21 protein-coding genes are annotated in these 25,771 nt (G+C 43.9%); 17 read left to right on the top strand and 4 right to left on the bottom strand.

Going from position 1 to position 25,771, the window contains the following annotated elements:
- The first annotated feature begins 3 nt into the window (after positions 1 to 3).
- Positions 4 to 555 (top strand): cyclic nucleotide-binding domain-containing protein, encoded by a 552-nt coding sequence (locus tag B151_RS0103410; protein ID WP_020402198.1) that lies wholly within the window; start codon positions 4 to 6, stop codon positions 553 to 555.
- The gene (gene rlmD / locus B151_RS0103405; RefSeq protein WP_020402197.1) at positions 556 to 1,965 is read left to right on the top strand and encodes a 23S rRNA (uracil(1939)-C(5))-methyltransferase RlmD; all 1,410 of its coding nucleotides are present in this window, start codon (positions 556 to 558) and stop codon (positions 1,963 to 1,965) included.
- A 381-nt stretch (positions 1,966 to 2,346) separates the two neighbouring features.
- Here rlmD and B151_RS0103395 read toward each other — a convergent pair whose 3' ends face one another.
- The gene (locus B151_RS0103395) at positions 2,347 to 3,156 is read right to left on the bottom strand and encodes a hypothetical protein (RefSeq protein WP_020402196.1); all 810 of its coding nucleotides are present in this window, start codon (positions 3,154 to 3,156) and stop codon (positions 2,347 to 2,349) included.
- 777 nt (positions 3,157 to 3,933) lie between these two features.
- On the opposite strand from B151_RS0103395, the gene B151_RS0103385 reads away from it, so the two are divergent.
- The 4 genes from B151_RS0103385 (at position 3,934) to B151_RS0103365 (ending at position 8,500) form a co-directional block, all read left to right on the top strand.
- On the top strand, positions 3,934 to 6,258 hold the full coding sequence (locus B151_RS0103385) for a S9 family peptidase (protein ID WP_020402194.1): 2,325 nt from the start codon (positions 3,934 to 3,936) through the stop codon (positions 6,256 to 6,258).
- Positions 6,259 to 6,653: 395 nt separating this feature from the next.
- Entirely contained in the window at positions 6,654 to 7,226 is a 573-nt protein-coding gene (locus B151_RS0103380) for a PD40 domain-containing protein (protein ID WP_020402193.1), read from the top strand.
- Positions 7,227 to 7,974: 748 nt separating this feature from the next.
- On the top strand, positions 7,975 to 8,220 hold the full coding sequence (locus tag B151_RS0103370; RefSeq protein WP_020402191.1) for a type II toxin-antitoxin system RelE/ParE family toxin: 246 nt from the start codon (positions 7,975 to 7,977) through the stop codon (positions 8,218 to 8,220).
- Position 8,221: 1 nt separating this feature from the next.
- Positions 8,222 to 8,500, top strand: coding sequence for a helix-turn-helix domain-containing protein (locus B151_RS0103365; protein WP_020402190.1), 279 nt, complete (start codon positions 8,222 to 8,224; stop codon positions 8,498 to 8,500).
- A 237-nt stretch (positions 8,501 to 8,737) separates the two neighbouring features.
- Here the strand turns inward: B151_RS0103365 and B151_RS0103360 are convergent, their stop codons facing one another.
- Positions 8,738 to 9,421 carry a methyltransferase domain-containing protein gene (locus B151_RS0103360; protein WP_020402189.1) on the bottom strand — a complete coding sequence of 228 codons (684 nt, stop codon included), beginning with the start codon at positions 9,419 to 9,421 and terminating at the stop codon, positions 8,738 to 8,740.
- Positions 9,422 to 9,599: 178 nt separating this feature from the next.
- Between B151_RS0103360 and B151_RS19335 the strand changes: the two genes are divergently transcribed.
- Positions 9,600 to 10,322: a DUF6090 family protein gene (locus B151_RS19335; protein ID WP_020402187.1), complete on the top strand. Its 723-nt coding sequence runs from the start codon at positions 9,600 to 9,602 to the stop codon at positions 10,320 to 10,322.
- A gap of 115 nt (positions 10,323 to 10,437) precedes the next feature.
- A complete protein-coding gene (locus B151_RS17850) occupies positions 10,438 to 11,859 on the top strand; it encodes a serine hydrolase domain-containing protein (protein ID WP_020402186.1) in 1,422 nt (473 codons plus the stop codon).
- Between the two features lie 92 nt (positions 11,860 to 11,951).
- Here the strand turns inward: B151_RS17850 and B151_RS0103340 are convergent, their stop codons facing one another.
- Positions 11,952 to 12,536, bottom strand: a complete 585-nt coding sequence (locus tag B151_RS0103340) for a hypothetical protein (RefSeq protein ID WP_020402185.1) — start codon at positions 12,534 to 12,536, stop codon at positions 11,952 to 11,954.
- 281 nt (positions 12,537 to 12,817) lie between these two features.
- Between B151_RS0103340 and B151_RS0103335 the strand changes: the two genes are divergently transcribed.
- From B151_RS0103335 to B151_RS0103325, 3 genes are read left to right on the top strand one after another with little or no spacing between them, the layout of a single operon-like run.
- Positions 12,818 to 13,411, top strand: a complete 594-nt coding sequence (locus tag B151_RS0103335) for a hypothetical protein (protein WP_020402184.1) — start codon at positions 12,818 to 12,820, stop codon at positions 13,409 to 13,411.
- A 49-nt stretch (positions 13,412 to 13,460) separates the two neighbouring features.
- A complete protein-coding gene (locus tag B151_RS0103330) occupies positions 13,461 to 14,573 on the top strand; it encodes a DUF3419 family protein (protein ID WP_020402183.1) in 1,113 nt (370 codons plus the stop codon).
- Positions 14,560 to 15,696 carry a GNAT family protein gene (locus B151_RS0103325; RefSeq protein ID WP_020402182.1) on the top strand — a complete coding sequence of 379 codons (1,137 nt, stop codon included), beginning with the start codon at positions 14,560 to 14,562 and terminating at the stop codon, positions 15,694 to 15,696. The genes B151_RS0103330 and B151_RS0103325 overlap by 14 nt, the downstream gene beginning before the upstream one ends.
- A gap of 58 nt (positions 15,697 to 15,754) precedes the next feature.
- Here the strand turns inward: B151_RS0103325 and B151_RS0103320 are convergent, their stop codons facing one another.
- Positions 15,755 to 17,248 carry a sodium-dependent transporter gene (locus tag B151_RS0103320; protein WP_020402181.1) on the bottom strand — a complete coding sequence of 498 codons (1,494 nt, stop codon included), beginning with the start codon at positions 17,246 to 17,248 and terminating at the stop codon, positions 15,755 to 15,757.
- 179 nt (positions 17,249 to 17,427) lie between these two features.
- On the opposite strand from B151_RS0103320, the gene B151_RS0103315 reads away from it, so the two are divergent.
- The 6 genes from B151_RS0103315 to B151_RS0103290 all read left to right on the top strand — a co-directional run bounded on the left by B151_RS0103315 (position 17,428) and on the right by B151_RS0103290 (position 25,729).
- Positions 17,428 to 20,406: a glycosyltransferase family 117 protein gene (locus tag B151_RS0103315; RefSeq protein WP_020402180.1), complete on the top strand. Its 2,979-nt coding sequence runs from the start codon at positions 17,428 to 17,430 to the stop codon at positions 20,404 to 20,406.
- Positions 20,407 to 20,467: 61 nt separating this feature from the next.
- On the top strand, positions 20,468 to 20,917 hold the full coding sequence (locus B151_RS0103310) for a hypothetical protein (RefSeq protein ID WP_020402179.1): 450 nt from the start codon (positions 20,468 to 20,470) through the stop codon (positions 20,915 to 20,917).
- 11 nt (positions 20,918 to 20,928) lie between these two features.
- Positions 20,929 to 21,390 (top strand): rRNA maturation RNase YbeY, encoded by a 462-nt coding sequence (gene ybeY / locus B151_RS0103305; protein WP_245550351.1) that lies wholly within the window; start codon positions 20,929 to 20,931, stop codon positions 21,388 to 21,390.
- A gap of 35 nt (positions 21,391 to 21,425) precedes the next feature.
- Positions 21,426 to 22,565, top strand: a complete 1,140-nt coding sequence (locus B151_RS0103300; RefSeq protein WP_020402177.1) for a DUF445 domain-containing protein — start codon at positions 21,426 to 21,428, stop codon at positions 22,563 to 22,565.
- A 28-nt stretch (positions 22,566 to 22,593) separates the two neighbouring features.
- Positions 22,594 to 24,276 (top strand): S8 family serine peptidase, encoded by a 1,683-nt coding sequence (locus B151_RS0103295; protein ID WP_020402176.1) that lies wholly within the window; start codon positions 22,594 to 22,596, stop codon positions 24,274 to 24,276.
- Between the two features lie 4 nt (positions 24,277 to 24,280).
- Positions 24,281 to 25,729, top strand: a complete 1,449-nt coding sequence (locus tag B151_RS0103290) for a phytoene desaturase family protein (RefSeq protein WP_020402175.1) — start codon at positions 24,281 to 24,283, stop codon at positions 25,727 to 25,729.
- Positions 25,730 to 25,771: the final 42 nt, after the last annotated feature.

The raw sequence follows: 25,771 nt of genomic DNA, 5'->3' as shown, positions 1-25,771 counted from the left end.
GCCATGTTTGATAAATTAAATCGCATCAAAGATCAGTCAAATATTGTATTTAAATCAAAGTTTCTGAGGAATTTGAGTCCCGCCGAACGATACGAACTCCTGCAGCTGTGCCACCGCCGCAAATACAAGGAAGGTGAATATGTGTTTTACAAACATGATCCCGGCACAGGTATGTATTTCATTGAAAAGGGAACCATAGAACTGACTATTGGAGAAGAAGAAAAGCAGGAACAAGAAGAACATGTGATTCGCCGGCTCACACTGGGTTCCCCCGATAGCTTTGGTGCATTATCCATTGGTTATGATCTGCGCCGTAAATCTTCGGCAAAGTGTGTAACTGACTGCGAGCTACTCGGCTTTTTCAAACCTGATTTTGAGGTATTGAGAGATCGTCATCCACAAATTGCCGTCAAGTTCCTGCAAACACTTACTAACATTGCCCTGAGGCAACTTGAGACTACTGCCCGGAAGTTAGCGGATGTAGCCGGCGAGCAAACCGCACTGAATATTCAATTTCAAACCTATTACGAAGACATCAAAGAGGAAGCCGTATAAATGGCATTAAAAAAAGGTCAGGAAGTCGAACTCGACATCATAGACGCAGCTTTTAAAGGAAAAGGATTAGCCAAAGTAGATGGTTTAGCGGTATTTGTCCCCGGAACCACCCCGGGCGATAAAGTGAAAGCCCGCATCATCAAAAAGAAAAAGAAACACCGGGAAGCCAAACTGCTTGAGATCCTGGAGCCAAGTCCACATCGCATAGAGCCAAAATGCCGGCATGCTAAAGTGTGCGGCGGTTGCAGCTGGCAACATATCCCCTATGCCAAACAGCTTGAGTTCAAGACTCAACAGGTCAGAGACCATATAGAACGCATTGGTCATTTGGATGGCAACATTGTAAAAGATGGAATTGGAGCGGATCAGGAATTCTATTATCGAAATAAGATGGAGTATAGCATTAGCTCCCGCCGCTGGCTTACCGAAGAAGAGATCCGAAGTGATGAGTACGTGGATGATTCCGCTTTTGCTGCCGGACTCCACGCTCCCGGCCGGTTCGACAAGATCCTGAATCTCAAGGAATGTCATCTGCAGGTTCCTGAGTCTTTTCAGATCCTCGATTTCGTACGTTCGTGGTGTATTGAACATGATGTTGAGCCGTACGATACCCTGGAAAATACCGGATTCATGCGCCATGTGATGATCCGGAATTCTCATCACACCGACGATTTCATGGTGAACCTGGTGACCTACCAGGATGATCAAAAGCTGATGGAAAGCATGAAGGATGCGCTTCTTGAAAAATTTCCATTCATCACCACCATCGTTAATAATGTGAACGACACCAAGAGCCCCACTGCCGAAGGCCGCTATCAAAAAGTGTTGCACGGACCCGGATTTATTGTAGACAAGATCGGAGCGTTTTCCTTCAAAATTCATCCCAACGCGTTCTTTCAGACCAATACGGCTCAAGCCGAAAAACTGTATGAAGTCGCCCGAAACTATGCCGCGCTGGAAGATGGGGATATCGTATACGACCTTTATTGCGGTGTTGGTACCTTAAGTTTATTTATGAGCGGTCCTGCCAAACACGTAGTAGGAATAGAGCTTGTTGATGTTGCCGTGGAGAATGCTAAATTCAATGCTAAAGAAAACGGAGTCGAGAATGTTTCCTTTATCAAAGGGGACATGAAAGATGTGTTCACACAAGATGTGGTAGATGAATATGGAGCTCCAAACGTACTCATCACAGACCCACCCCGGGCCGGCATGCATCCGGATGTGGTGGAGCGATTGTGTGAGCTTAAAGTGCCCCGATTGGTTTATGTGAGCTGCAACAGTTCCACTATGGCCCGTGACCTTAAGGAATTAAACTCGGTGTATGAAATTGAAGAAGTACAGCCCGTGGATATGTTTCCGCAAACCTATCATATTGAGGCGGTGGCGAAGTTGCGGTTGCGGGGATGATGAACATCGAACCTGCCTTTGCCGGAAGGCAGGCAAGGAATATCGAACTTTTAACTTTGAAGGATATTTCCTTGGGTTCCATCACAGGGCGAACTTAAATTTCCTCTCACACAGAGCCGAATGATGTATCAGGTTTACATGTCCATCATTCCGTTTCCCCAGACCGGGCTTTCTGTTTTAGTGAAGTGAAACGGGGTGATGGATAATAGTCAGGGGCAACTTCCTTTTCACCATCTGAATCCTTTCAACAAATATGCCCATTTTGGAATTTACAAGCCGATTTCAACACCCATCCATCACCCGGCTCTTTCCTGAATGGAACTTATTCCTATTTATGCTGAGCCGAATGATGGATTCGTTGCGGAAGAGATCCTCACTCTTTTAAAACATCAGTAGCAATATTAGCCACAAGATCGGGATGCTTTCTACCCAAAAGGACGCATAATACCTTCCCTGCTCTTTATCAGATGCCCAGATGGAAATAGCTGTCAGTGCAAAGATTCCCAGTGTAACCGGAAGATCAGAATCGTTTATGTAGTTTTGAAAATACGCGAAGATGCCGGCTGCTGTTATCAATCCCGTTCCAAGCCATTTTGTATTTCTAATGCCGATATTTTGCGGGATCGTACTCAGATCCAACTCATCAAATTTCAGATCGCGGATCTCAAAAGGCAGGGTCAATGCGATCACAAAAAAGAAGATCTCTATACAATGATAGATGGCCTTGGCGTTGAGTCCAACGTTATGGTATTCAAGCGGAACCATTACGGAGGTTCCCATCCACACCAAAGCAATGATATAGATCTTAGCTCCAGATAAGCTTCTTAGATTTCTATTGTTAATTAGAGGGATGGCGTAAAGTCCCGTCAAGCCTCCAAAAATACCGGCTGTGACCAAGACATCCACAGGAAGCAATCGGGCAAAAAAGAGCATTCCTCCTGCGCAAAGCACCGAAAATAACCGAATCACGGTGATATTACGCGTAACTTTGAGTAGGTGAAGATTCGATACCCCGGCGTATTTCACAAAATTATAGCCCACGATAGAACCACACAAAATGAATAACAGAAGAGCCGGTTCCGGAACAAATCCGTATTGAAAAACCGTAATGGCAGCAAGAGATGTAATCGCCAGCGCGACATGAATGCTGCTTTGAAGATAAAAATCGAAGATCGACCGTAGAAAATTCATGCGTTTAATCTATTCAGGTTTAAGGGAAGATGAAACAGGAAGTCCATATTTGGATATAGCAACCAACTTCTCGGATTCAATATTCCATCACCCGGCTCTCTCCTGAATGTAACTTATTCCTATTTTTGCTGAGCCGAACGATGGATCAGGTTTACATGTCCATCATTCCGTTTCCACAGACAAGGCTTTCTGTTTTAGTGAAGTGAAACGGGGTGATGGATAATGGCCAGGGGCAACCTCCTTCTTACCATCCGAATTCTTTCAACAGATATACACACTTTGGAATTTTAAACGGACTTCAACACCCATCCATCACCCGGCTCTCTCCTGAATGAAATTTATTCCAATTTTTGCTGAGCCGAATGATGGATCAGGTTTACATGTCCATCATTCCGTTTCCACAGACAAGGCTTTCTGTTTTAGCGAAGTGAAACGGGGTGATGGATAGAAGCCAGAGGCAACTTCCTTTTCACCATCTGAATCCTTTCAACAGATATACACACTTTGGAATTTTAAACGAATTTCAACACCCATCCATCACCCGGCTCTCTCCTGAATGAATCTTATTCCTATTTTTGCTGAGCCGAATGATGGATCAGGTTTACATGTCCATCATTCCGTTTCCTCAGGCAAGGCTTTCTGTTTTAGTGAAGTGAAACGGGTGATGGATAGAAGCCGGAGAAAAAGGATCGTTTGCCAAAACTGCCACATTCTTTTACTTGAAGATGTTTTTCGATTGGCTATATTCGCATCATATCATAAATCAAATAAATACTTATGAGACTGAATGTTACCGTACTCTCCGTTTTTGGCTTGCTGCTGATCTTCACTTCTGCCTGTTCGTTTAACTCCGATCAAGTGACCAAAGAAGATTACCAACGGGCCGAGCGCATGCTTTCTTCCCATACCGGCGACCTGGTTTATAATACCATTGCCGGAGAAAACTGGACTGATAACAATACCCTGACCTATCGCTATACAAACAGACAGGGAACTGAATTCATGGCTGCAGATCCTGAAGCCGGAACTGCTGAACGAGCTTTCGACCATGAGCGACTTGCCGATATTCTATCCGGTATGACCGGTGAAGAGGTAGAACCACTTAACTTACCATTCCGAAGTTTTTCGTATACCGATGGCGGAAGTGCCATCCAATTCACGGTTCAGGGAAAAGAATATACCTGCACTCTTAGTAGTTATGAGTGTTCTGCTGAGAATGCCATTCCTCGAAACTGGAACGAATCAATTTCTCCGGATGGCAAGAAAGCGGTCTTCATCAGCAACTACAATTTGTACATGAGAAACCTTGAAACCGGACGGGTCACCCAGCTCACTTTTGATGGCCGCCAAGACTACGGCTACGGAACCAACAACGCCGGTTGGGTGAAAAGAGACGGCCCAGTCCTGTTGTGGTCACCCGATTCTAAACGCATTTCCACCTTTCGGCAGGATGCCCGGGGCACCAAAAGTATGACTTTGGTCTCCACAAAAGTCGGCCACCCCAATGTGCAGGACTGGAAATATCCCCTGCCCGGAGACAGCCTGATCTTCCGCCTCGAACGAGTCGCGATCAATCTTGAGCCCACTCCGCGCATTGTAAAACTCGATAAAGAGCCCGACATGCAGCGATCTACCATCACCGATCACGTGGCAAGCTGGAGTGGCGAGTTCCTGGATAATGCCTGGAGCGAAGACAGCAACACCCTCGCATTTGTGTCGGTTTCCCGGGATCATCAGGATGCTCATCTACAAGTCGCTAACCCAAACACCGGAAATGTACGCTCAGTCTATGAAGAGAAAACGGATACCTTTTTTGAATCGGGTGTGGAAAGCATCAGCTGGAGATTACTCAAAGAAAGTGATGAATTCATCTGGTTCTCTCAGCGCGATAACTGGGGGCATCTGTACCTGTATGACCTTCAAACCGGAAAGCTTAAAAATCAGATCACTTCCGGCAACTGGACCGTTCTTGAGATCGTCCACCTCGACAAAGAAAATCGTGTGATCTACTTCACGGGAGCCGGTCGCGATGGCGATGATCCATACTTCCATTATCTGTACAAGATCAATTTTGACGGCAGCGGCCTGACGCTTCTCACCCCGGAAAATGCCCATCATCAGATCAATATATCTGAACAAGGAGATTATTTTGTGGATACCTATTCCACACCCAACACTCCTCCCGTTTCTGTGATTCGAGACTTGAATGGTGAAACGGTCGTTCAGCTGGCCAAAGCCGATATTTCTGAACTTCAAGCGGCAGGATGGGTGGCTCCCGAACCTTTTACGGTGAAAGCCCGTGATGGCGAAACCGATTTGTACGGCTTGATGTACAAACCCTCCAATTTCAATCCTTCCGGAGAATACCCGGTTTTGAATTACCTGTATCCCGGACCGCAAACAGGAAGTGTGGGAAGCCGCGCTTTTCGCTCCTCCCGTTCCGATAAGCAAGCGTTGGCTGAACTTGGCTTTATCGTGGTTGAAGTAGATGCTCAGGGTACGCCGGGCCGTTCCAAGGAATTCCATGATTTCTATTATGGCAATATGGGCGATAACGGTATCCCCGATCAGATCGCGACGATCCGTCAGCTGGGTGAACGTCATTCCTGGATGGATACGAGTCGTGTGGGCATATTTGGTCATTCAGGCGGTGGATTTGCTTCGACCCGGGCCATCCTCGCCTATCCTGATTTTTATGATGTAGCCGTTTCCAGTGCCGGAAATCACGACAACCGCGTGTATGAAGATGCCTGGGGTGAGAAATGGCAAGGCTTGTTGAAAGGTATCAATAACGATGGTGCTACAGACGATCAGGCCACCAACTACGATAACCAAGCCAACCAGTTACTGGCAGATAACCTGAAAGGCAAGCTGTTGCTGGCCCACGGCACCATGGACGATAACGTCCCTCCCAACAACACCCTGCTGATGGTGAATGCCCTGATCGAAGCCAACAAGGATTTCGACCTCATTATGTTCCCCAACCGCCGTCATGGTTTTTATGGGGAAGATTATATGATGCGCCGCCGCTGGGATTATTTTGTGGAGCACTTGAAGAATGCGGAACCGCCGAAGGAATTCGAATTCGGGCAGCAAGATTAAGGGAACATTCAACCTGCCTTTACCGGAAGGCAGGCAAGGAACATCGAACGTTTAACCCTAAACTTTACCGGCTCCTGCGCTCTGCGTAAGAGCCTTTTGAACTCGTTCCGATGTCTGCTTCGCAAGCTGGCTCCTACGCTCTGCGTAGGAGCCTTTTTTGTATCTTCTACTTAGCGTTGCATTTATGGGGTAAGTTATTATCTTAGGGAGAGTTAATTCGGGGTTTATACGAACCGCTTAGGCAAACGACGATTCGGGTAACCTCCCAAAAATCACATTATACGAACAAGAAGTGGCAGAAAAGTGCGTAAAGGCGGTTTATGCTCGTTCGCCCTAACAATACCCTCGTTCGGATAATATTATGTTATACCTTTTTATTAAATCATCTATCAAACATGAAGATCGCTAAACTATTCACTCTTGGCTTGCTACTTGCAATTGCAAATCAACTTTATGCTCAACAAGATTCTACTCAAATACTTCAATCTTTAGAAAAAGAATTAGAAAGACTGCAAGTCAGTACCGCCCTGCTACTTCCATCACAAGGAATAGATTATTATCCGACTTGGTCTCCTGATGGCAAAAAATTAGGTGGCAATGTAATGGGTACTTGGTATTCCATAAATCTAGATAGCCTGGCTTTGGTTGAAACGACTTGGAGAGATGATCAAAAGCTTGGAGTAATTAATTCTCAATCTTCCCTCGCAGAATCTCCTCAAGCCGAAGCATGGTTTGATTCAACCAAGTTTAGTCCAAGGTCATTGCAATCTTCGGACGGTACTTTGATTGAACTTACACAAGAAGGGTTCGCGACGGTGTTTAAAATCACCGAGCCATCAGAAGAGCCAAGAGTTATATGGAAAAGCGGAATGGAAAATTGTCATAGTTTAACTTTATCTCCAGATGATGAAAAAGTAGCTTTTATTTGTGAAATGAATGGAATCTTCGTTTTTAACCTAAAAGAATAAAAAGGTATAACAACCGCATTAACGGCGGACGCAGCCGCGGCTTTGGTTAAATTTCTTGCCAATGATTGTTCAAATGAGTAGTCTTTTAAAAAATCATAATCCCTGCGCCGGTTATGCGGTAGGTCGTTATGCGTTTAAATATTCCACATATGAAATTTGATAAAGACGCATCAGTAAAACTCATAGGAATCTACTTTCTATATTCAATCGTTTTCTGGTTTTTATTTTTCTACGTTATTTCGTGGAGTATTCTAAAGATTCCAATGGGTTTAGGTATGATTTTTTATCCAGCGCTTTTCATCATTCCCGTTTTAATTTTTGCGTCCTCCTATCAAATTTTTATTTCATATTTTTCCTTACATGAAAAGAAGTTTTGGAGTCTAATATTACCCATACTTTTAATTTCAATAGCCCTAATAATCTTCTGTCCAATGGATTATGGGGGATCATATTTAAATTTTATCTGGGAGAAGTTTATAATGTCATAAAAACGCATAACAAGCGTTTCAAGCGGACTCGGTTAGGGTTCGGAATTTTATTAACTAAATCCAGGCTCGCCGTTTAAACGCTGGGTCGTTATATCTCCCTCCCCAAAATAAATAGCACTTGATTAAGTTAACATAATTGTTAACATTTGTTCTGTGAAAGAAATCAAGTTTTATAAAACCCAATCAGGCAAAATCCCGATTAAGGAGTTTTTAGACTCATTATATCCAAACACGCTCAAAAAGTCACTTGGGTTCTTGAGTTGGTAGAGAAATTAGACCAAGTTCCGGTTCAATATTTCAAAAAGCTTAAAAGTACCGATGACATTTGGGAAGTCAGAGCAAGGATTGGTTCAGATAGTTTTCGTTTACTTGGTTTTATAGATAATGATGAGTTTGTCATACTAACGAACGGATTTTCTAAAAAATCTCAGAAAACACCTAAACAGGAAATCGATTTAGCCGAACAGCGAAAAGCTGATTACCTATATCATAAAGGAGGAACATAACATGAGTGATCTTCAAGCTTATATCAGTGAGCGAAAAAAAACAGATCCCAAATTTGCGGAAGGATATGAAGAAGGATTCCGAAACTTTAAAATTGGTGTGTTACTGAAACAGGCCCGTGAAAAAGCGGGGCTTACTCAGGATGAAGTAGCCCAACAGTTAAATACCAAAAAGACCGCTGTTTCCCGTATTGAAAATCATGCGGAGGATATTCGCTTGTCTACTCTTGAGAAGTATGCCAAAGCGTTTGGGAAAAAACTTAGAGTCGAACTCGTAGATTGAGGGAGGTATAACCAGCGTTTCAACGCGGTCTTGGTCGCTTTTTGTCAGTTTGTAATTTGGTGGTTAAAAAAATTCCCGGTTTTGTTTACGTTACCGCCAATAGGCCAAGCAGGTTAAACGCCAAACCGTTATGCATTTAACTCAAGAATCATGAGAAATATGATGAAGCTACTTTTAATTTCACTTTTTATCCTCGTTCCGTTGCTCTGCTCCGGAATGGCCCATGGAGGCTCTGCCTCACACTTTGTATAAAGACGTCACCAACACGCCACCCCAATCCGGGTCCGGAAGTGAAAGCCATTCCTCTTGTTCGCCGACTTCAAAATTAAACGGCGGTGCCAAAAGGTCTACCCCACTCCCCTTTTTGAGCCGTATGCCTTGTCCGGAGATGATATCTTTGTTTGGAGTGAATGCTCCTTCCGGCAAATGTTCGGTAACAACCACATAGTCAAAATTATACAGTTTGGGTACGATCTGCCGGATCTCCGCATTCGAAAGATGCTGTAAGACATTCCGCAGGATCGCGCAATCGCCGGATGGAAATTCATCTTGGGCTAAATCAAGATATTGGAATTCCAGTTTTGGATGCATGAAAGTTTCCTTATTCCGCTCAATGAGATCCGGAACAATATCTACCGCTTTGTACTTTTTGGTATGTTCAACTAATTGCCGACCGATGTTGAAGTCCCCGCACCCCAGGTCACAAACCACCGGTACTTCTTCAAAGGATCGCAGGAAAGACCGGAGCTTCTCAACATAAGGAGTCACTAATTCCGGATGATGAGAACCGGCTCCTGAATAAAAATCCGTATCGCCTCCGCCCCACAGATTCTTTTCATAGATCTGCGCCATAGCCTCTTTGGTGGGCCAGGGTTTCTTGGTGTTCTTCTTATGATCATTCATGATCGCAATGGTAGCCATATTACAGGTTGGATGCACTTGTGTCCTCATTATAATTGGAAGGAAGTGTTATTATTCTGTTGAATAATTGCATTATCGTTTTTTGGTACTCCTGCCCACAAGTTCTTTAAATTCCAATTTGCCTCTCCCAAAATTGATCGTAGTTTAAATACCGTAAGATCAATTACAAAAACCATTTATGTTTCAAAAGCTAAAACAGAAACTCATTCGAGAGAACAAATTGAAGAGTTACCTTTCCTATGCCATTGGAGAGATCATCCTGATCGTGATCGGGATCATGATCGCGGTATCCATCAACAACTGGAATCAGCAGCGGCAAACGAATAGTCTCAAAAACGGTATCTATGAAGTGGTGATGAATGACTTACAGAGTGACTCTGCTGAGGTAAGCTCCATTCTCCGTTTTTACGAACAGCGGAAATCCCTTTTCGATAAAGTGATCAGTAAGAAGCTCTCTGAAACCAAATTAAAGGAATGTGTAGCCTGCAGGTATTTGATTACCAGCAGAAGACTTTTATCCGTGAACCAGAGAGGGTATTTACAACTGAATGATTTTCAGACGACTTCGAATCAACGAATGGATACCCTGGTTCATGACCTTATCAATTTTTACTCGGTCTCGACCGACGGTATCACCAAATTGAATGACTTTATCGAAAGTGATATCACCCACAATCTTCAGTTCTGGCGCGATGAATATTCCTGGTACAAAACCTATGTCTATAACGAAGAGTTAGACTCAAGCTCGATACACTATTTTGGAAAAAGCAGCGATTACAAAAATCGGGTAGCCTATCATCATACCATTGTTTATAAAAATTATATTCCTTTTCTGAATTACTTTTTGGAGCGGTCAACCTTTTTATTGCGACAGATACGAAAAAGACTGAAGGAAAATTAAGTTTCCTTTGACAGTATTTATTCCTCATTCGAAAAACAAAAATTATACTTACTATCTATTAAATCTATTTAAGTTTACGTTTTGCCCGAAGAACATAACATCATTGCTAAACATCATGAAAAAATACGTACTGCTTATCCTTGTAGCTCTTTTCAGTCTATCTTGTCAGACGAATGAGCAAGATATCTCTTCCATTGAAAACGATCTGTTGCCAACTTTCTACATTCAAGGAGAAAAGCCCGAACCGGCCTCCCTTGCAGACCGTATGGAGCATTATAATGTACCGGGGCTGAGTGTGGCTGTTTTCAGAAATGGAACCTTCGGTTGGGCTAAAGGTTACGGAATGGCTGACAAAGCATCGAATACCCCGGTTACCGCCCAAACACTTTTTCAGGCTGCTTCCATCAGTAAGCCCATTGCAGCCATGGCCGCTCTTGATATGGCTGAAGATGGTATCATAGACCTGGATGCCGACATTAATGAATACCTGAGCTCATGGAAGCTAAAAGACAATGAGTTCACAACGGATGAAAAAGTAACGCTGCGAAGAATTTTAAATCATACCGCCGGCACTACCGTTTGGGGATTTCCGGGTTATGAAAGAACAGATAACATTCCGAATGCCGTTGGTGTGGTAAGTGGTCAGGGCAATACTGATTCCGTATTTGTATACAAAGTCCCTGGAGTATCATGGCAATATTCAGGCGGTGGATATACGGTCATGCAGATCGCCCTTTCGGATGCAGCTCAAAAACCTTTTGAGGAAATCATGGCAGAACGAGTTCTGGAACCCTTATCCATGCATTCATCCACTTATGCACAACCGCTGCCGGATCAACTTCATGATAGAGCTGCCTCCGGATATCGTTCAGATAGTTCAGAGATCGAGGGAAAATGGCATGTTTATCCTGAGCAGGCAGCAGCGGGCTTATGGACGAATCCTACCGATATCGGGAGATATGCGATAGCCGTTCAGCAAGCACTTGAAGGCTCAAATGAAGAAGTATTGAATTCTGCCACCGTACAAGAAATGCTGACGCCCGGCGACAATAATTACGGATTAGGCCTTGGCATCCGTTATGACGGGTCTCATTTTGGACACAGTGGTTCCAATGCCGGCTTCAGAAGTGATTTCGCAGCTTCTAAAAAAGGAGGAAATGTGGTTGTGATCATGACCAATTCCGATAGCGGATCTCCCCTGATAGCAGAATTGATGCAGGCTATATTCCGGCATTATGGATGGCCTCAGCTTCAGCCAACCGTTAAGGAAAAAGCAGCTCTTTCCGAAGAGACTCTCAGGTCTTTTGTGGGAAAATACCAAATCGCAGAACTTGGTGAGATCTCAATTGTATTCAGAGATTCCGGATTGGTAGTTCCAAAAGAAAACTTTATTCAGACTGAAATTGATCTGGTTCCGGAAAACGATTCTACTCTTTTTGATGCGTCAGATGGGACTCCTTTTCATTTCACTTTCCGGGATGGCCTTCCTGTCGGTTTTGAAGTACAGGGACTTACCGGCACACGCATTGAACCTTGATTGACCATGGACAGCTATCCCATTTATTTTGGCAGATATGATATCTGTTAATTAGCAGTTGTACTTAGGAAGTTTTCTTTTGGCTTCATCCATCAAATTTGCCAGGTGAACCTGATGCCCGGAGCTACGGTCATAGTTCTATTATTGTTGGCCATTTCTTGCATTGTATCGAATTTCAGCTTAACCCTCTGCCACTTTTCTTTATCTATGCCACTGCCAATGGTTCCTCCTATCAAAGCGCCCGCAAGGCCCCCAAAAACAGCTCCGCCTAAGAATAATTCACCTGAGTTTGCTATATCGTAACACATCCAGTCCCCTTCATTGCAACTCTTGGAATCTCCCATTCCCATTGCTATTAAGCCAAAAGTAATTCCGGTCAATGCGGCCCCAATAAGCGCCCCTTCCGTTGTTTGAGATTCTAACCTTTTAACCTCCATTTTAGATATTGAAGTAAAAGGGATGTCATGCCAGGGAGGAGAATGAGTGATATCCTTGATCCTTATTTCTTTATCCGATATAGCTAAAACCTCTCCTATTAAATAGGTGTTCAAGACTGAAGGAGCCGTAATACGTACTGTTTCTCCCCTTTGAACAGTTTTTATTTGGGCCTTTAAAGGTATTACTGATATAATCAAATAACCCACTATCACTACGATCAGAATATTTAGTTTCATCATATTCCCTCCCCTCGTTCAGCTATATCCCTTGAATTGACACCGAATATTCACTTCTGTTTTAATTTCATGATACTCGTTTATGAACAAGGGAGATGACAGAGAATGTAAACCCAGCAAGTAATCATTAATCTTACGTTTATCAACATTTACCGGAATGCAGGAATTTTACCTACCAAAACAACCGCGTTTAAACCACATATAATCCGGACAAGGATATTATTTTTATAACCATAGTAACAATGATCATACAAGTTGATCATATCCACTTTAAAGAGTGAACTATGAAAGAAGTTTGCCGGGATGTAGAGTACAAGGGTTTTTCAGGTATTATAAGGTCAGCAATGATCGCTGTTTTCATTATACTGCAATTCTCTGGTCACAATGAGCTAACAGCACAGGAAGTACAGTCTTATGCCGATAAGTCAGCAGCTACAGCCAGTACTTTAGCATTAACTGCAACTGTATTACCTGTTTTTGCGGGCTTCAGTATTCAAAACCAGGTAGGAGGATACCTGGTATTGAGCGGCTTGGTTTTTGGCCCGGTTTTAGGATATACCTATATGGATGAATCTCAAATTGGATTCAAATACGCCGGCAGAAGATTATTAATTGTTGGAGGTACTATTGGCTCAGTGATGCTCATCTGCTCCATTGGTGACTGCTCCTGGGGTCTGTTTAGCAATGAAACAGGCAGTGAATTCGGCATTGCCATGACGATCATCGTATTTGGTACTGTAACCACCATCATTCACAACCTGATTGATAGTTTCAGTATCAAAAATCGCATTGAATTACATACAAAAAAGATCGCGCTGAGCCCTACCTATTTTCCTGAAGTTTCGGTGCCGGGTATTCGAGCGGTCTGGAGATTTTAAGCGTGCATAATTGTGTTTTTCTCATTCGGTCAAATGGTATTTATGACACATGTTCAACAGAAATTTCATATATGATTTTGGGGTTTCTCAAGATGATCCTAAAAGTGAACTTACCGCTCTCACGCTTCAGGAGAATGACCGCGTGTTGTGCATTGCAAGTGCCGGAGAAGTCCCGCTCGAATTACTGGTCCATAGTCCCGAATCCGTTATTATTGATGCCGTTGACATTGCTCTATCCCAACTTTTTCTTTCCAGGCTCAAACTAAGAGCAGCCTTACTCTTAGATACGATATCGGCTGCCCGGTTTTTGGGATACATGCCGGCAAAAGACTCCGAAAGAGTATCATGGATCAAACAAATAGATCCGGAATTCTCAAAGGCAGAACGTAACTTTTGGAAGAAACATCCCTCCATATTGACACTCGGTCCGGTTAATCTTGGAAAATATGAGACTTATATAAGGAAGTTCTCTCCTTTGGGCCGGTGGCTTCTCGGAGGTAAAAAAAGGTTGGAGGGACTTTTCGAAACCACATCTGTCGAAGAACAAAAGACCTATTTTGATGACGTTTTGAGAGCCGGTTTGCTAAAAAATTTGTTCAAGGTCATGTTTCATCCCAAACTCTATAAACAAAGGGGCATATCGGAGCAGGGATTGATTCACTGGCAAGATCAGCAGTTAGGACTAAAATTCTATCATCAGTTCAGAGATTTTTGCACTAACACGCCTGTGCGCAATAACTGGATGCTTCAGTTCGTGCTTTTCAACCGGGTTCTTTTTGAGGAATCACTTCCATCCTATTTGCAGCAAGGTGATAAATCACAGTTCCGGGAAATGGTAAAAAGAATTCGGTTTGCAGAGCAGTCCATAACAGGGATCATCGAAGAGTCAGATTCAGGATATTATAATAAATTTGCACTCTCGAATGTCAGCGACTGGCTTTCGGATGTGGATTTCACTGCTTTACTGCAACTCATTGCACAAAAATCAGGTCCCAATGCCCGGGGTTTGATCCGATATATTCATTCTGCCGATGTCACAGACCCTTCTCTTCAGAAGATTTTGGGGTTTGATCGGGAGTCGGGTGAAAAGCTTTTGCTCAAAGACCGGTTCCCATTCTACAAGTTGATCCCATTTAGTATAGATCATCATGCCAAAAACTAAACAGATAAAAAAGGGTAATAAGCCGGATAAATCTGCTTATGAGGTCAAAGGACTGGATGAAAGCTGGAATGATCGCTTTCTTGAGTTGAGCGAACGTGCACCGGTAAGAACGGAGAGACTTCGAATTCACTTTGACCGCTCGCCTGATATTTTCACCATACCAAAACTAACATCATACCGGAATGTACCTCTTGGTTTATTCCATGATGATCATCTTATCGGGTGTGCTGTAGCAGCATACCAGAAAAGGTACATTAATGGTGCTTTGACGGATGTTATCTATCTTGGAAATATGCACGTCATCGAAAGGGGAACTGGTCGCATATTCCTCAAAAAGTTATCGGATAGAGTGGTTCAAAAAATGAAAGACCGGCCGGAAGTTGAATACCTGTACGCTTATGTGATGGAGGGAAATCGACCGGCCGATAAACTCGTCCGCCTTGGTGAACTTGACTCCCGGTGGGCCGGATCAGTTTCAATGTCTACTATACTTACGATCAAACCGATCGCACTTGATTCCAAATACACTGTTCGAAAAGCCGAAATGGCTGATGTAGATCAAATCGTGGCTTTGCTTTCCGATGAGTTTCGGCAGCTATGGTTAGCTCCGGAAATGAGTAAAGAACGATTCCTTCAAAACCTGAATAACAGACAAAATATCGGCATCAAAAACTACTTCCTGGCTATTCGCAACAATGAGGTTGTCGGCACCTGCCTGGCCTGGGACATGACCCCATTCAAGAAGAATCGGATCTGGTTTCATGGATTCAGAATGGGTTTAATACGGTTTGGCTATCATATTGCGGCACGGCTAACCGGAAGTCCTCCATTACCTAAACCGGGCGAAGCTTTCAAAGATGTGACCATAGCAGAATATGCTGTACGTGATCGGGACCCCAAGATCATGGAAGCCTTGTTGAGGTTTGTTTATCGGGAATATCGAAGGAAGGGATACCAGGCAGTTATTTTTGGATGCGACTCCCATGACCCAATCATAAAGGCAACTAAGCCTTTTATTTCAAGGGAAGTTCGCTCCGGGGTTATCATTACCCCATTGCAGGAAAATTCGAAACGCAACTTGATTCCTCCAGATCTGATCTTTGCAGATGCTATTCAAATATAAAAGTAAATACGTTGTACAGGTTTTTGCTTGTATTCATTCTGCAGCAGAAAACCAGTGGTCAATGTTCCTGCACCTTCTTCCCCATCAAACGCTTGCGGAAGAACCAGACCAGGAATAAGGCAAGCCCCCATTGTACGATCACGGTCATCACAGAAAACGGGCTGAGTGGGTTGAACCAGGTATCTGGAGCATATTCTGCGGCTGAAAGGTACATCCACCATCCCAGAAGTGTCACCACTTCAATTGGCACTACGTATTTAATGATGATCTCCCACCATTTGCCCAAAGTAGCAGAGCGTTCTTCGGTATTGATCAACTCATCACGAAACTTACCGGTTCCATATTTGATGACCGCATAGGAGATCAGGGCTCCCGAAACCATTAACCCAACTCCCCAAACAAAGTCCTGATTGGCGAAGAAGGTCAGGTTAAGTGCCGAGGGCAAGCCAAAACCAAATCCTACCAAACAGATCACAATGGTAGCCCGCTTACGAACGGCCCCCATATCCACAAAAACCTTAACCGCAAGCTCGATCATGGAGATCAAAGAACTGAAAGCGGCAAAAGTCAGTCCCAAAAAGAATAAAATTGCGAAAATACTGCCTCCTCCCATGGTCGCAAATAATTGGGGCATCCAGATAAAAGTTAGTCCTGTTGAAGCAGGCCCGGACGTTCTCATTACATCAAGGATCTCTCCACTTCCCATAGAAGGACTTAGCGTGCCAAATACAGTTGAGAAAATGATGACTGCCGCCAATAAAGACACCATGTTATTTCCAATCCCGGTCTGAAAGGCACTGATGGTGACATCATCCGATTTACGCATGTAGGCTGCATACGTCAGGATCAGACCCCAGGCAGCCCCGGTGTCCCACGCATTCTGGGTCAAGGCTTCTAACCAGATCCGTGGTTCTTTCAAGGTAGACCAGTCCGGAGTAAAAAGGTATTCGATACCGAGCCCGCTCCCTTCCAGTGAAAGTGCTTTAAACAAAGAAACGAGCAATACCAGTAATAATGAGGGTATCAGTACTTTATTTACCTTCTCAATAGACGAAATCCCTTTGATCACAATAAAACCACCAATTCCCATTACCAGAGCATGCCCGGCCACGGGCCAGATCGATCCCTGAAAACCTTCCCAAATGGCATTCGCAGCTTGTAAATCGGCCGGAAGTGCTGAAGTGATGCTCGTGATCAAATAATACAAACACCAGCTTGCAACCACGCTGTAATAAAACATGATAGCCGTTGCCACAAAACCTACAAATCCGCCTAACCACCCTTTTTTCTCACCGATCAGGGCAACGAATGAACCGACAACGCCTTTTCGTCCATTGCGCCCCATGCCGTACTCAGCAATGATCAATGGAATTGACCAAAGAAAAAGAAAAGAAACCCAGGCGATAAGAAAGGCACCGGCACCTTCATCTCCCCCGTTCTGAGCTGCGATGCGTGGAAATCGCCAAATGTTACCTGTTCCAATGGCTATCCCCAGTACACTTAAGATTAACCCCAGTTTTGACGAAAAGCGTTCTTTAGTATTGGCTGACATGCAAAAAGTTTTTAAGGTTAAAAATAGGCGTTAAACTTTCCCGTTTAGCTGCAAGAAGTTAAAATTCTTATGTATCTTGCATTTTGATTCAATACAGGCTGTGCTTATAATTGCGAGCCAATCATAAAATGTATTAAACGAATATCCAAAAACTTTTTGAGCAGCTAACCAAATTTTTCATGTTTTCAGATCATAAAACGACGAATAAGTACCTCGCTCTCTTTACCTTTTTATTCTCTCTTGTCATATACTCACTTACTTTGGCTCCAACAGCCAGTTTTTGGGATGCCGGTGAGTTCATCGCTGTAGCCCACGGACTGCAGGTAAATCACCCTCCGGGAGCTCCCTTCTATTCCTTAGTGGGCCGAATATTTTCCATGTTTATGCCCACCGGTTATGTGGCTTTGAGTATAAACTTTATAAGTGCGCTTGCCTCTGCACTGACGATCATGTTACTGTATCTCATCATTGTGAGACTGGTTCGTGAATGGAAAGGGGATCCCGACAGCATGCCTTTGATGGATAAGCTGGGGATGTATGGGGGTGCTTTGATCGGTGCACTCACATTCACTTTTACCGATACTTTCTGGTTTAGTGCCGCAGAAGCCGAAGTTTATGCCATGTCGATGTTCTTTACCTCCATCGTAGTTTGGCTGGCTCTCAAATGGGCGGAAAACTATGATGAACCTTACAGTGAACGCTGGCTTGTATTGATCGCCTATATGTTTGGACTTGCTATCGGGGTTCACCTGCTCAATTTGCTGGCTTTATTCTTTGTTGCGCTGATCATCTATTTCAAACTGAAAGAATTTGAGTGGAAATCGTTTTTATTGATGGGAGCGGGATCCGTAGTAGCCTTCTTTGCCATCTACCCTTTTACCATTCAGAACATCCCCTCTATTGCCAATGGTATCGGAGATGCAACCTATGGATTGATCGGGCCAATGACCTTTATTTTCCTGTTTATGGCAGCGGTTGCATATGCGGTTTACTATACCCACAAAAAGAAGATGCGACTGGCCAATATCATTAGTATCTGCTACGCCATGATCCTGATCGGCTTCTCTTCGTATTCCGTGATCATGATCCGTTCAATTGCCGACCCTCCGGTAGATGAGAACGACCCGGAAACTGTGGAGGCTTTCATCAGCTACCTGAAACGTGAACAGTATGGAGCCACTCCTATCCTTAAAGGAAATAACTTCAACGAACGTACCGGACAGATCGACCGTAACAATGAAGAACTATTTCCGCGGCGCTATTCCCCGGATCCAAGACACCTGGAATATTATGCTCAATATGCCTCTGACTGGGAGTTCTTTTGGGAATATCAGGTCAATCATATGTATATCCGGTATTTCAACTGGAATTTTATAGGTCGTGAAGCAGATATACAAGATGCCGGCTGGAGGTCTGGCTTTAAGGAACCGGCCTACCCCGACAATAAGGCCAGCAACGCATATTTCTTTATTCCATTTTTACTGGGACTTTTTGGAATGATCTACCATTTCAGCTCCGACTGGAAACGAGCTTTATCGGTGTTGGCGCTCTTCATCGTCACGGGACTTGCCATTATAGTGTTCCTGAATCAAACCCCCTATCAACCCCGTGAGCGGGATTACGCTTACGTGGGATCTTTCTTCGCATTCTCGATATGGATCGGTTTAGGAGTCACCGGATTGATCGAACTGCTTAAAAATTATGCGAACAACAAATTTGCAGCCTATGGGTTACTGGCTGTGTTATTCTTTGCATCCCCGGTATGGATGGGATATCAGAATTGGGACGATCATGACCGCAGCGACCGCTTCATTGCCCCTGACTACGCACGAAACCTGCTTGAGTCTGTAGCTCCACACGGAATTCTATTCACCAATGGAGACAATGATACCTTCCCACTTTGGTATCTGCAGGAGGTGGAAGGCGTTCGAACCGATGTTCGCATCGTTTGCCTGAGTCTGTTGAATACCGACTGGTATATCAAACAATTGCGTGATCAGTGGTCACATGAGTCTGCACCTCTTCCTATTTCATTATCAGATGAAGAAGTTGAAAGAGTAACAGCAGGTATTACGCAATGGCAGCCTCAAAACATTGAAATACCGGTTGATAAGGAGATGCTTAAAGAAGCATTCTCAAATGATCCTAATTACAAGGAAAAGATCGGCGTAAAACCGGATACTTCCCTCCCAATCCTTCAGAATGGTATCGACTATGAAATGCCTGTGGATTCCTTGGATGATATGGTGAGCTGGAGAATGAACGGTCGATTGTACGGACAGGATCAGCAGGGAAATAACATCTACTACCTGCAGGTACAGGATCGGCTTATTCTTGATATCCTGAAAACAAATAACTGGCTAAGACCGGTTTATTTTGCCAATACGGTATCGTCAACGAGTCAGCTTGGACTGCAAGATTATTTCCGTACCGAGGGTAAAGCATACCGTGTAGTGCCCAAGAATTTTGAGAATGGCCGCGAAGACTATATCGATGTTGATATTATGACAGACCGCTTAAAGAAATTCCAGTTCCGTGAGTGGAATAATCCGGATGTCTATTTCGATGAGAATATTCGCCGGATGCTAAGTAACTACCGGTTCAACTTTATGAGCCTGGCGGAGAAATATAGAGAAATGGGAATGCCGGACAGTGCCCAATACTGGCTGAGATGGGGTGAGGAACGAGTACCTTTCCGCCCGGACGAAACCAATGAATCCGTTAAGTTACTGTATGCGGTACGATATGCACAGGCCGGAGCAAATGAAGATGCTGCCCGACTTGCAGGAAATAGCGAGGAAAAATTAATGAATTCCCTTTCCAGTAATATGGAGCGTTTTACGGAACTTGAAGCGGAGTTCAACACGCTGAACCAACAGTTTGAAAGCGCTCAAACCAGAGGAAACATCAGCGAGCAGCGAGAACTCAGGACAAAACTTCAGAATATAAATGCTGATGCGCAGCAATATCTGAGAGAAGTCCGAATGGCCCGACAGTCGCTGGTGTTGGTACAATATGTATATTTCCAGGCCGGTCAAACAGATAAAGCCACCGAACTGGCAACAAATGTCGATGCCATGATGGGGGCCAGTTTCCCTGCCATGCCGGCATCAAAAGAACAAAGCCAACAGGAAATCAGTCGGTATGGAATCAACTAATTCCATTATTTAATCTTAAAAGAAGGTGCCGTATATTTCAGCTCATTAATTGAATAACATTATGATCCATCAGTTCACCAAAGAAAATATCGAAACCATAGCCAAGGTCCTCGGAACTAAAGCCAAACCTCTTGGAAATGATGTTTTTCGTTTTGAGGTAAAAAGCGAAGATGAGCCATCCCGTAAACTCGCGCTTGAAATCCATCTTGGCCTCGATGTAAACGGTGAGCAAATGAACATGGTTTCTGTGTATGCATTTAATACCTTTTTGCAGCTGCATAATTGTACGGCCTTTGTAGCCAGTGATATGCTCCAGCAGGTTACCTTTTTTGGAAAATCCGGCACCAAAACTTCCGGATTGATCGTAGAGAAAACAGCCGGCTGTAGTTTATATGCCAATGTCGATGATGCTATCATCAGCGGAGATTTTACCGAATTACCCGAAGATCTTATGATGTGTGGTATCGCTCTCTCCCTCACCGAATCCATGGACGACGGTTTTTCATTTTAACTCACCCTGCTTTGGATAAAGACGCCTCTCCCATCCTTCAGTTTTTTAACGAAAGTGATACTGAGGTACCTTTATCCCACACAGCTGCGTCCAAAATACTTGCGCTAATAGCGCAGATGGAAGCGGTAAATTTTGAAATGGTAGAACTTGTTTACGTGGATGAAGCTGAAATCGTCCGCATCAACAAAGAACACCTGGATCGTGATTATATAACCGATATCATCTCTTTCCGCTATGATGAAGGAGAGAACTCTTCTGATAACTCAGCCATTGAAGGCACTCTCTTTTGTTGCGCACCCCGAATTGCTGAACAGGCAAATGAATTTGGCGAACCAATAGAACAAGAATTTCAAAGGATCTTCATTCACGGTTTGTTGCACCTGGTCGGTTATGATGATTCTTCCAAAGATGAAAAACAACGGATGACCGACTTAGAAAACAAATATTTATCGTTGTCAGGCAACAACAACTAAACGATTTTTGCGTACGCAGTTCATAAACTCATCACATGGACGAAAATCAAACTTCAAATAACATCAAAGAGCGGAATAAGGCGTACGGAGTTCAGCTATGGGAACTCTTAAAACAGCAAATAGATAAACATTCAGCTAAGAAAACGTCTGCAGCAGTTTTAGAAGCACCACCAAGACAAACAGGCAAGTACCCTTGGTTGATGAACCTGCTTTTTATGTTTCCTTACCTTTTGGCGGGGGTATTCATTCTTTCTTTTTTCTGGGATTTTGACGAGATGAGCGCCGTATTTTTAGGCCTCACTTTTCATTTTGAGGGATTGCTGAGGATCATCAGCATAAGCGGCCTGATCGGTTTTCTGACCAATTGGCTGGCCATTACCATGCTTTTCAGGCCCACCCACCGGCGCCCTATTCTCGGTCAGGGTTTAGTGCCCGCCCAGAAAGACCGCATTGCTTACCGGCTTGCCCGAGCTGTTTCAGAAGACCTGATCAACCCTGAGATCATCAAACAAAAGATCCATGAATCTCAGGCTATTGCCCGATATCGTGAGAAAGCTACCATCTACGTAAAGAAAGTAATTGATGATCCGGAATTCCGAACCCGTTTAAAATCTTTGGTGGTTAGTTATGTGGATGAAATGATAGCTGATCCGGAAGTAAGATCATCCATCGCAAAAAAACTCATCAAACAGATCGATGAAGCTATTGACGAGAACTCATTCGAAAAAGTGGCCCTGAAAGCATACAGCTTTCTAAAGGGACAGGAAATGCAGGATCTTGTTGAAAGTGCTTTGGTGAAACTGCCTACCGGCATAGAAAACGGATTAAATAAAATGGATTCTTTTCTGGATGAACTCCCTGCCCGGCTCGATGAGCATGGTTCCGTTATTGAAGAATTGGTTACCAACTTATTATATAAATTGATCAACCAGTTAGACGTACATGCGCTGGTAGAAGATAATTTACGGCAATACGATGAAAGAAGGCTCGAACAACTGATCAAGAATGCAAGTAACGATCAGCTTAATTACATACAATATCTTGGAGCTGTCCTGGGTACATTCGGAGGCTTTATTATCTGGGAACCGGTTGCGAGTATGATCGTTTTGGCGTTTATTATTTTAACTACTTTGACGGCTGATACGTTACTTTTAAAAATGAAAAATAAATCCTGATTTAAATTAAATTAATTCTCTTCACCCCATGAACTATTTATCGAAGCTCTTCATTTTTGCGACTTTGTTTGTTGTATCTATAAGTTGTGCAAGTACCGAAACGGCTACCAATTCCGAAAAGGAAACTGAAACCCGGTCCTCTTCTGAAACTGAGCAAACCTCATCTTCAGAAACAAACGCCACTCTCAAAGCTACTGAAACCTGGCATCTCACTCCTGCCAATGTCACGCCCTATATAGGTACCGGCGTTGAAAAGGCATATTCCGAATTTTTAGCAGATAAAACGCCCAAAGAAAAAGTGATCGTGGCCATCATAGATTCCGGAACAGATATTTTTCACGAAGATCTTAAAGATAAAATCTGGACCAATAATGATGAAGTTCTCGGAAACAAAGTAGACGATGATGATAACGGGTACATTGATGACATGCACGGGTGGAACTTCATTGGCGGACCGGACAGTACCCACGTAAATAAAGACACCTATGAACTTGTCAGGATTTATGCCAGGCTGAATGAAAAGTATGGTGATGTCTCAGAAGACTCAGTCAGCGATGAAGATCAGAAGGAATACCAATACTACCTTGACATCAAAAAGAAATTTGAAAACAGGGTTAAAAGTAATCAGCAGGAGCTGCAACAACTTACCCAAACCAGAAATGCCATCATGTTCGCCAAACAGCAGCTGGGTGTCAGCAGCATTGATTCATTGAGCACAGAAGAACTGCAAATATCTGGCAATGATAGTCAACAAACCCAGCAAGCAAAACAAATCGTCACTTACCTGAAAAGGAACGGAGCCACAGAAAAAGATCTCGAGGGGCTTGAGGAATATTATGAACATGTGAAAGGCTTGGCTGAGTACAGCTTGAATCCTGAGTTTGACCCGCGTCCTATTGTTGGGGATGATTACGATGACCTCAGCGACCGCTTTTATGGAAATAATGACGTTGTAGGCCCCCGAAATGATCATGGCACACATGTAGCCGGTATTGTGGGTGCCATTCGAGATAATAATATCGGAGCAAAAGGAGTAGCTGCAAATATTGAACTGATGATCTTACGCACCGTTCCGGACGGGGATGAACGAGACAAGGATGTTGCGAATGCTATCCGATATGCAGCCGAGAACGGAGCCCGTGTCATCAACATGAGCTTTGGAAAAGGTTATTCCCCTCAAAAGCAATATGTGGATTCCGCCATGAGGTTTGCTGACAGTTTAGGCGTACTTATGGTATCGGGATCAGGGAACGGAAGTGACAATATTGACAGTACAGAATCATATCCCAGCCGGTATTATGAAGACGGAGGTAAAGCTGAAAATTACCTGAGTGTCGGAGCCTCATCCTGGCGATCGGATTCAACGTTAGTAGCATCATTCAGCAACTTTGGCAAGACCAATGTGGATCTCTTTGCTCCGGGAGTGGACATTTACTCAACCTATCCCAATAACGAATATGAATATAACAGCGGCACCAGCATGGCCTCACCCGTTGTAGCCGGTGTAGCTGCACTGATCATGTCTTATTATCCCGAATTATCAACCCGGGAAGTGAAAGAGATTATCCTGGAAACCGTTACCAAATCAAATCAAGTGGTCTATAAACCCGGAACAGATACGCCGATCCCATTCTCAGATTTGTCTGCCACCGGGGGAATCATCAATGCTTATGACGCCTTGAAACTGGCAGAACAAAGAGCCGACCAGTAATTCTGTGACCGGCCAAACAGAATATGATGCTGTTGTTGTAGGATCAGGTCCAAACGGACTCAGTGCAGCCATCAGAATGGCACAGCACGATCTTAAGGTGCTTGTTATGGAGGCGAAATCCACGATCGGAGGCGGAACCCGCACGCAAGAAATCACGGAACCGGGTTTTCTGCATGATATCTGTGCGGCAGTTTTGCCGACTACAGCAAGTTCACCTTTTTTAAAAACCCTGAACCTTGAAAACTATGGCTTAGAGCTCATCCAGCCTGAAATACCCTATGCCCATCCGCTGGATAATGGCGATGCTGCTGTTGCCTGGTGCTCACTGGAGAAAACAGCAGAAAATCTTGGCACAGATGAAAAAAGCTATCGTAATTTATTTGCTGAATTTTCTGAAAATTGGAAATATCTGTCCGAAGATGTTTTTGGGACGTTGCGAATTCCAAAGCACCCTTTACTTATGGCTCGCTTTGGGTGGTATGGCATGCTGTCGGCTAAACACTTGAGCAACTCACTTTTCAAACTTCCTCATTCAAAAGCACTTTTTGCCGGTGCTGCTGCACATAGTATTATTCCTCTGAGCAATGCTTTTTCTGCTTCATTTGGATTGGTTTTGGCCGCTTCTGCTCATAGCGTTGGATGGCCCATTGCCAAAGGCGGAACAAAAATGGTTACTGAAGCAATGGCTTCTCTTTTGCAAGATCTTGGAGGTGAGATTCAAACCGGTGCAGAAGTAAGGTCACTGAATGACATTCCAACCACAAAAACCGTTTTATTTGACCTCACTCCCCGACAAATCGCAGAGATCATTCCCTATAATGCACCTGCGGGTTACCTGCGCAAACTAAGAAACTACAAGTATGGCCCCGGCGCTTTTAAAGTAGATTGGGCTTTGTCTGAACCGGTGCCATGGACAAACGAATTCTGTCGCAGAGCCGGAACACTGCATCTTGGTGGAACATTTGACGAAATAGCAAAATCAGAACAAGCGGTTTGGGAGGGCAATCACCCGGAATCACCCTATGTATTGGTTTCTCAACCCAGTTTATTTGATGATACCCGCGCCCCAAAAGGCAAACACACCCTTTGGGCTTATTGCCATGTCCCAAACGGTTCAACCCGGAATATGACGAACGTGATTGAAGATCAGATCGAAAGGTTTGCCCCCGGTTTTAGAGACACCATCATAAGCAAGCACACCACGCATGCGAAGCGCCTCGAATCGTATAATGCCAACTATATCGGAGGCGACATCAATGGAGGCGCACAATTATTTAGCCAACTTTTTGGGCGCCCTGTTTTACGATGGGATCCTTATCATATCCCTGAAACATCCATGTATATCTGTTCCTCTTCTACGCCACCGGGCGGTGGCGTTCATGGGATGTGCGGTTTTCATGCCGCTCAGTCGGCCTTAAAAAATGAATTTGGAATCTCCTCTGATAAAAGATGAGATAAGCGTATCTTTCAAACATGCTAAAAGCACTACATACGA

Source organism: Gracilimonas tropica DSM 19535, from assembly GCF_000375425.1.
GTDB classification, from domain to species: Bacteria; Bacteroidota; Rhodothermia; order Balneolales; family Balneolaceae; genus Gracilimonas; species Gracilimonas tropica.
The sequence above is the reverse complement of the archived record's forward strand: the minus strand, read 5'-3'. Positions and strand labels throughout refer to the sequence as shown.

Bases quoted from the DNA above. Each gene is read 5' to 3' on its own strand.
- B151_RS0103335 (WP_020402184.1), top strand. From the start codon at position 12,818: ATGAAAGAAGTTTGCCGGGATGTAGAGTACAAGGGTTTTTCAGGTATT.
- B151_RS0103395 (WP_020402196.1), bottom strand. From the start codon at position 3,156: ATGAATTTTCTACGGTCGATCTTCGATTTTTATCTTCAAAGCAGCATT.
- B151_RS0103340 (WP_020402185.1), bottom strand. From the start codon at position 12,536: ATGATGAAACTAAATATTCTGATCGTAGTGATAGTGGGTTATTTGATT.
- B151_RS0103365 (WP_020402190.1), top strand. From the start codon at position 8,222: ATGAGTGATCTTCAAGCTTATATCAGTGAGCGAAAAAAAACAGATCCC.
- B151_RS0103315 (WP_020402180.1), top strand. From the start codon at position 17,428: ATGTTTTCAGATCATAAAACGACGAATAAGTACCTCGCTCTCTTTACC.
- B151_RS0103330 (WP_020402183.1), top strand. From the start codon at position 13,461: ATGTTCAACAGAAATTTCATATATGATTTTGGGGTTTCTCAAGATGAT.
- B151_RS0103300 (WP_020402177.1), top strand. From the start codon at position 21,426: ATGGACGAAAATCAAACTTCAAATAACATCAAAGAGCGGAATAAGGCG.
- B151_RS0103380 (WP_020402193.1), top strand. From the start codon at position 6,654: ATGAAGATCGCTAAACTATTCACTCTTGGCTTGCTACTTGCAATTGCA.
- rlmD (WP_020402197.1), top strand. From the start codon at position 556: ATGGCATTAAAAAAAGGTCAGGAAGTCGAACTCGACATCATAGACGCA.
- B151_RS19335 (WP_020402187.1), top strand. From the start codon at position 9,600: ATGTTTCAAAAGCTAAAACAGAAACTCATTCGAGAGAACAAATTGAAG.
- B151_RS0103325 (WP_020402182.1), top strand. From the start codon at position 14,560: ATGCCAAAAACTAAACAGATAAAAAAGGGTAATAAGCCGGATAAATCT.
- B151_RS0103360 (WP_020402189.1), bottom strand. From the start codon at position 9,421: ATGGCTACCATTGCGATCATGAATGATCATAAGAAGAACACCAAGAAA.
- B151_RS0103310 (WP_020402179.1), top strand. From the start codon at position 20,468: ATGATCCATCAGTTCACCAAAGAAAATATCGAAACCATAGCCAAGGTC.
- B151_RS0103410 (WP_020402198.1), top strand. From the start codon at position 4: ATGTTTGATAAATTAAATCGCATCAAAGATCAGTCAAATATTGTATTT.
- B151_RS17850 (WP_020402186.1), top strand. From the start codon at position 10,438: ATGAAAAAATACGTACTGCTTATCCTTGTAGCTCTTTTCAGTCTATCT.
- B151_RS0103295 (WP_020402176.1), top strand. From the start codon at position 22,594: ATGAACTATTTATCGAAGCTCTTCATTTTTGCGACTTTGTTTGTTGTA.
- B151_RS0103320 (WP_020402181.1), bottom strand. From the start codon at position 17,248: ATGTCAGCCAATACTAAAGAACGCTTTTCGTCAAAACTGGGGTTAATC.
- B151_RS0103385 (WP_020402194.1), top strand. From the start codon at position 3,934: ATGAGACTGAATGTTACCGTACTCTCCGTTTTTGGCTTGCTGCTGATC.